This is a genomic window from Streptomyces sp. ISL-99, from assembly GCF_018614005.1.
Classification (GTDB): domain Bacteria; phylum Actinomycetota; class Actinomycetes; order Streptomycetales; family Streptomycetaceae; genus Streptomyces; species Streptomyces flavidovirens.
This window is the reverse complement of the sequence record NZ_JAGGPC010000078.1, coordinates 1-6,206: the sequence shown is the minus strand read 5'-3', so window position 1 is coordinate 6,206 and position 6,206 is coordinate 1. Positions and strand designations below refer to the sequence as shown.

At 71.3% G+C, this 6,206-nt stretch carries 5 protein-coding genes; 2 read left to right on the top strand and 3 right to left on the bottom strand.

Features of this window, described 5'->3' with window-relative positions; translation table 11 throughout:
* Window positions 1–143: 143 nt before the first annotated feature.
* The 3 genes from J7E91_RS33055 to J7E91_RS33045 are packed head-to-tail and all read right to left on the bottom strand — an operon-like array spanning window position 144 to window position 3,272.
* Window positions 144–737, bottom strand: coding sequence for a TetR/AcrR family transcriptional regulator (locus tag J7E91_RS33055; protein ID WP_028815694.1), 594 nt, complete (start codon window positions 735–737; stop codon window positions 144–146).
* Between the two features lie 40 nt (window positions 738–777).
* A complete protein-coding gene (locus J7E91_RS33050) occupies window positions 778–2,511 on the bottom strand; it encodes a class I adenylate-forming enzyme family protein (protein ID WP_214910706.1) in 1,734 nt (577 codons plus the stop codon).
* On the bottom strand, window positions 2,508–3,272 hold the full coding sequence (locus J7E91_RS33045; protein ID WP_214910704.1) for an SDR family oxidoreductase: 765 nt from the start codon (window positions 3,270–3,272) through the stop codon (window positions 2,508–2,510). The genes J7E91_RS33050 and J7E91_RS33045 overlap by 4 nt, the downstream gene beginning before the upstream one ends.
* A 181-nt stretch (window positions 3,273–3,453) precedes the next feature.
* Here J7E91_RS33045 and J7E91_RS33040 point away from each other — a divergent pair, with 181 nt between their 5' ends.
* The gene (locus tag J7E91_RS33040; RefSeq protein ID WP_214910703.1) at window positions 3,454–4,716 is read left to right on the top strand and encodes an exo-beta-N-acetylmuramidase NamZ domain-containing protein; all 1,263 of its coding nucleotides are present in this window, start codon (window positions 3,454–3,456) and stop codon (window positions 4,714–4,716) included.
* 125 nt (window positions 4,717–4,841) lie between these two features.
* Complete coding sequence (locus J7E91_RS33035; protein ID WP_214910701.1) at window positions 4,842–6,161, top strand: serine-threonine protein kinase; 1,320 nt, start codon at window positions 4,842–4,844, stop codon at window positions 6,159–6,161.
* Window positions 6,162–6,206 lie beyond the last annotated feature (45 nt).

The following is a 6,206-nucleotide window of genomic DNA, read 5'->3' as shown; positions in this document are numbered from 1 at the left end:
GGGTGCGGGTGCGGGCGGGTGCCGCTGCGCGGGGCCTGTTCCCCACCCCGCCCCTTCCCGAACTGGGGCGCTGCCCCAGGCCCCGCTCCTCAAACGCCGGAGGGGCTGGATAGTGCCGCGTTGCGGCACCCACCCGCACCCCCCTACGGCCGCAACGCCCGCAGCAGCAGGTCCGCCAAGTGGTCCGCCACCTGCTGCGGTGTGAGCGGGCCGTCCGGGCGGTACCAGGTCGACAGGTGGTGGACCGACCCGAAGTGGTAGTCCACCACCAGGTCGGCCGGCGTCGCGGTCGAGAAGACGCCCGCCTTCTGCCCCTCCTCCACCAGCGCCCGGAACCGCTCGTGGTACCGCCGCCGCTCCGCCCGCACCTGCTTGTCCTTCTCCGGACTCAGGTGGTGCATCGAGCGGAAAAAGATCGACGCGTCGTCGAGGTTGTCGATGGTCGTGACCACCACATCCGCCGCCGCGTCCCGCAGCCGCTGCTCCACCGGCGCGTCCGCGTCGGCGAACGCGTCGAGCCGCTCCTGCTGGAGCCGCAGAACACGGGCGTACACCTCGTGCAGCAGGTCGTCCTTGGAGCCGAAGTAGTGGTAGAGCGCGCCCTTGGTGACGCCGGCCGCCTCCACGATCTCCTGCACCGACGTACGGTCGTAGCCGCGCTCGGCGAACAGGCGGGTGGCGGCGGCCAGCAGCCTCTGGGGGACGGGGATGCCGCTTCCGTCCGTCGTCCTGGCCATTGCCGCCACCTGCCTTACGTCGAAACAACCGGTTGATGGTTCAGGAACGGGAACGCAGTTCCCGCCTGAGGATCTTCCCACTCGTCGTCTTGGGAAGTTCGGGCAGGATCTCCACTTCGCGCGGATATTTGTACGCCGCCAGCCGTTCCTCGCAATACGCGGAGATGTCCGCCGACGCCACCTCCGCACCGGGGCGCAGGCTGACGTACGCCTTGACGCTCTCCCCCCGGTACGCGTCGGGGATGCCGACGACGGCCGCCTCGCGCACCGCCGGGTGGGTGTAGAGGACGTCCTCGACCTCGCGCGGCCAGACCTTGAAGCCCGACGCGTTGATCATGTCCTTCTTGCGGTCGACGACGTAGAGCCAGCCGGCCTCGTCCATGAAGCCGATGTCGCCGGTACGCAGTTCCCCGCCGGGGAAGGCCTCGGCGGTCGCCTCGGGGCGCCGCCAGTAGCCGGGAACGACCTGCGGGCCACTGACTGCGATCTCGCCCTGCGTACCGAAGGGCACGTCGGCCCCCTTCTCGTCGACGATACGTACGACCGTGTCCGGGCCGGGTACGCCGACGGACAGCGTCCCCGAGGCCGGGTCGACCGGGGCTTCCTTCTCGGGCGGCACGGACGCGCAGGGCGCGGTGCACTCGGTGAGTCCGTAGCCGTTGCGGATGTACGGGCCGAATCCCGCCCGGAATTTCTCCACCAGGGCCGGTGGCACCGGGGCGCCGCCCGACGAGATCACCTGGAAGGACTCGAAGTGGTCGCGCGTGGCACCGGGGGTGGCCGCGAGCGCCATGAAGGCGGTGGACGGGCCGACGGTGTAGGCGGGGCGGTGCTCGGTGAACGCGTCGAGGACGACACCCGGGTGGAAGCGGTAGGCGAGGACGAGCGTGCCGGCGTTGGCGACGCAGGCGGCCAGTTCGCAGACCATGCCGGTGATGTGGAAGAGGGGCGCCAGGGCGAAGTACGCCGAACCCTCGGCTACGGGGTGTCCGGTGCGCTGGCGCTCGGCGTTGTACATGATTCCGCCGTGGAGGTTCATGGCGCCCTTGGGCGTGCCGCTGGTGCCCGAGGTGTAGCTGATCAACGCCACGTCGGTGGCGGTGAGCTCCCGGCCCGCCGGGGCGGGGAGGCCCTGGCGGGCGACGGTCACCAGGTCGTCCGCGTCGGAGGCCGGCGCCCCCCGCTCGAAGTTCAGTACCCGGGTGTCGTTCCTGGTCTGGAGGTCGAGTTCGCAGGCGGTGAGGGCGATGCGTACGGGCGAGTCGGCGGCGGTGTCACGCAGATACGCCTCCCACGCGCGGTCCGAGCAGATCAGCGCGGTCGCCTCGGCGTCCCCGAGCGCGTGCGCGACCTCGGCCGACTTGTACATCGGGTTGAGCGGTACGACGACGGCGCCGGCCTTCCAGGCGCCGAGCAGTGCGATGACGAAGTGCGGGCTGTTCTGGAGCATGACGGTGACCCGGTCGCCGTGCCGCACCCCCTTGGCGGCCAGATGGCCCGCGACGGAGTCCGAGAGCTCGTCCGTCTCGCGGTAGGTGAGGCGGCCGTCGAAGTAGGCGAGGGCGGGGTGGTCGGGCGCGCGGGTCACCGCGCTGCCGAAGGCGTGCAGGAGGGTGGCCGGCGGGTCTATCGGCGCCCGCTGGGCGTCGCTGAGCTGGGCGAGCCAGGGCTTGGCCGCGTAGAGCGACCCGGTGGTGGACTCCGACCCGGTCGCGGACTCCGACTCAGTCGGGGGTTCCGAACCGGTCGTGGATTCCTTTGTCGACTCGCTCATCGGCCGGCCTCCTCCCACTTCTGCTGAAGGTGGTTCATGCCGGCCAGCCAGCGGTCGGGGTTCCCGGCGCGTGCCTGGTAGTACCCGGCGACCTCGGGGTGCGGCAGGATCAGGAAGCGGTCGGCCGCGATGCCGTCGAAGAGGGCGTCGGCGACGTCCTCCGGTGCTATGGCAGTGGGCGCGAGCACCAGTTCGCCGGCCGAGCCCGCGGCGGTCAGCATGTCGGTGCGTACACCCTGCGGGCAGATCGCGTGGACCTTGACCCCGCGGTGACGGTACGTCAGTGAGAGCCATTCCGCGAAGGCCAGCGCTCCGTGCTTGCTGACGCTGTACGGGGCCGCGCCGACCATGGTCAGCAGGCCGGCCGCGGAGACGGTGGAGACGAACCGGCCGCTGCCGCGCTCCAGCCAGTCGGGCAGCAGCGCCTTGGCCGCCCTGACGTGGGCCATGACGTTGACGTCCCAGGCCGCGGCCCAGACCGCCTCGTCGGCGAAGGCGTCGCCGGGCGAGGCGAGGCCCGCGTTGGCGCAGTACACGTCGACCTTGCCGCCGAGCACCTCACGGGCCTCTTCGACGATGGCGGAGGCGTCGCCCACGACCGCGGTGGCGCCGGTCTCGTCAGCGATCGCCTTGACCTTCCGCGCGTCGAGGTCGTTGACGACGACGCGTGCTCCCCCGGCCGCGAATCTGCGGGCGAGGGCGGCTCCGATGCCGCCTCCCGCACCGGTGACGACGACTCCCGCATCCTGGAACTGGCTCATCCTTGAGGCCCGCCTCTCCTGCCGATTCCTGCCGACAACCTCGGCAGACTAACCGGTCGGTATGGAACAGCGGAAGGGGTACGGCGCTGCCGACCCGCGGCGCCCGGCTCGTTCCCCGCGGCCGCCGCGCGCGCTAGCGTGCGTGGCCATGACAGACGGCGTCAATCACGGAGGTACTGGGATGAGCCTGTCCAGACGCGCACTGCTGGCCGCCACGGGGGCGGCGGGAGCGGCGGGAGCAGCAGGAACGCTCGGCGCCGCAGCCCCCTCGGCCGCCACCGGCCGCCCCGGACAGTTCCGGGTGCGTACCGGCTTCGACCGGCTGGCCGCCGACGGGTACGCACTCCTCGCGGGACAGAAGGTCGGCGTCGTCACCAATCCGACGGGCGTGACCTCGGACGTACGGCACATCGTCGACGTCATGCACGCCGACGACCGGGTGAACCTCGTCGCCGTCTTCGGGCCCGAGCACGGCTTCCGCGGCACGGCGCAGGCGGGCGGTTCGCAGGGGCGTTACGACGATCCGGCGACGGGGCTGCCGGTGTACGACACGTACCTGAAGAGCGGGCAGCCGCTCGCCGACATCTTCACGGCGTCGGGTGTGGACACGATCGTGTTCGACATCCAGGACGCGGGCGCGCGTTTCTACACGTACATCTGGACGCTGTACGACTGCATGGTGGCCGCCGTGCTCGCGGGCAAGCGGTTGGTGGTGCTCGACCGGCCGAACCCGGTGACGGGGCGGGCGGCTCTCGGCCCAGTCCTGGACAAGGCGTTCGCGACGTTCGTGGGGCGCGAGCCGATCGCGCAGGCGCACGGAATGACGGTGTGCGAGCTGGCGCGGCTCTTCAACGGGGAGTTCCTGTCGCGGCCGGTGGCGCTGGAGACGGTGAAGATGTCGGGCTGGCGGCGCGGCGACTTCTTCGACCGCACGGGCCTGCCGTGGGTGCCGCCGAGCCCCAACATGCCGACGCCCGACACGGCGCTGGTGTACTCCGGCACCTGCCTCTTCGAGGGCACGAACCTGTCGGAGGGGCGGGGCACGACCCGGCCCTTCGAGCTGCTGGGGGCGGAGGGCATCGACCGCCGGTGGGCGGAGGCCGCGAACGCCGCGGGGCTGCCCGGGGTGAACTTCCGGGAGGCGTACTTCGCGCCGACGTTCTCCAAGTTCCAGGGGAAGACGATCGGCGGCGTACAGCTGCATGTGCACGACCGGGACGCGTACGACCCGGTGCGTAGCGGCATCGCGCTGCTGATCACGGCGAAGAGGAGCTGGAGCGGCTTCGCGTGGCGGGCCGACAACTGGATCGACAAGCTGACGGGCAACACGCGGGTGCGCACGATGATCAACGCGGGAGCGGGGACGGACGAGGTGGTGGGCGCCTGGCGGTCCGACCTCGCGGCGTTCGACTCCGTACGCCGGGAGTATCTGCTGTACCGCTGAGGGGGCAGGGACCCCGGCCGACACGTTTGATCCATGCACCTGCTCTGACGCGGTGTATGGCCAGTCCTTCGGTCCGGCGGGATGCTGAGTCCGCGAGCAGCCCGTTCGGACCCAAGGGGTGTGCCATGGCGGATGTACGTGTCGAGCCGTACCGGGAGATCACCTTCGACGCCGATGGTGATGTGAACACGCGTCAGCGCGAACAGTTGGCGGAACTCGACGTCACCGACCTGGTGATGTTCGCGCACGGCTGGAACAGCAACCGCTCGGTCGCGACCCGGATGTACGACCGTTTCTACGCCCCCTTCCCCGGCCTGCTCGCGGACTCCCCCGGCGTACGGCTTGGCTATGCGGGCATCGTGTGGCCGTCGATGCGGTTCGCGGACGAACCGATCCCGGACTTCGAACGAAGCGCCGCCGCCGGTGCGTACGGGGGCCCCGCCCTCGACCAGCACACCCGGCAGGCGCTGGCCGAGGCCTTCCCCGGACGCGAACGGATCGTGGAGCGGCTGGCCGAGCTGCTCGACGAGCGGCCCGAGGAGCGGGCGGCGTTCGATGAATTCGGCCGGTTGGTAGGGCAGTTGACCGGACGGACGACCGCGATCACGACCACGACAGAGCACGCGGCGGACATGGAGCCGGAGGAGGAGCTGCCGCAGAGCGAGAGCGAACCGTTGATGCTGCACGACGACACGCTCACCGTGTGCCAGGGCTTCGCGGTGGCGCTGGCCGAAACCGGCGACGCGGAGCCGGAGACGCAGAGCCTGGCGCTCGGCGGCGGCCTGAAGAAGGCCTGGAACGGGGCAAAGGAGTTGCTCCGCCAGGCCACGTACTACGAGATGAAGCGCCGGGCCGGGACGGTCGGCCGGCGGGGGCTCGGGCCGCTGATCGGGCAGCTCGCCCGGTCGTCACCGTCGACGCGAGTCCATCTGGTCGGGCACAGCCAGGGGGCGCGGCTGGTCGCTTTCGCACTGCGGGGGCTGCCCGACGGCGTACGGAACGTGAAGTCGGTGACCTTGCTCCAAGGTTCCTTCTCGCACTACGCGTTCGCGGAGCGCCTGCCGCATGCGACGCGTCGCGGTGGCGCGCTGCGCGGAATGGAGCGGCGGGTGGACGGGCCCGTGGTGGCGTGTTACTCGCGCCACGACACGGCGCTCGGGGTGATCTACCCGCTGGCGTCGCGGCTGGCCGGGGATTCGTCGGGGCTGGCCGGGCTGGGCAGCAAGTGGGGCGCGATGGGTTACGACGGGATCAAGGCGGTGCGGGACACGCCGGTGCTCACGCTGGCGAAGGCGTTGCGCGACGGGGTCCCCGGCTCGGGATGCGTGAATGTCGACGCGGCGGCGGTTGTACGGCGCGGGGGTGCGCCGACGGGGGCGCACAGCGACATCTTGCACGCGGAGCTGGCGCGGGTGGTGGTGGCTGCGGGCCGGATGGCTGGCTAGGGCGGACGCCTGCGGCGGGCTTCTTCCCCACCCCGCCCCTTCCCG

What these genes read in the sequence shown, in the direction of transcription:
- J7E91_RS33035 (WP_214910701.1), top strand. Translation starts at nt 4,842, where the DNA reads ATGGCGGATGTACGTGTCGAGCCGTACCGGGAGATCACCTTCGACGCC.
- J7E91_RS33055 (WP_028815694.1), bottom strand. Translation starts at nt 737, where the DNA reads ATGGCCAGGACGACGGACGGAAGCGGCATCCCCGTCCCCCAGAGGCTG.
- J7E91_RS33045 (WP_214910704.1), bottom strand. Translation starts at nt 3,272, where the DNA reads ATGAGCCAGTTCCAGGATGCGGGAGTCGTCGTCACCGGTGCGGGAGGC.
- J7E91_RS33050 (WP_214910706.1), bottom strand. Translation starts at nt 2,511, where the DNA reads ATGAGCGAGTCGACAAAGGAATCCACGACCGGTTCGGAACCCCCGACT.
- J7E91_RS33040 (WP_214910703.1), top strand. Translation starts at nt 3,454, where the DNA reads ATGAGCCTGTCCAGACGCGCACTGCTGGCCGCCACGGGGGCGGCGGGA.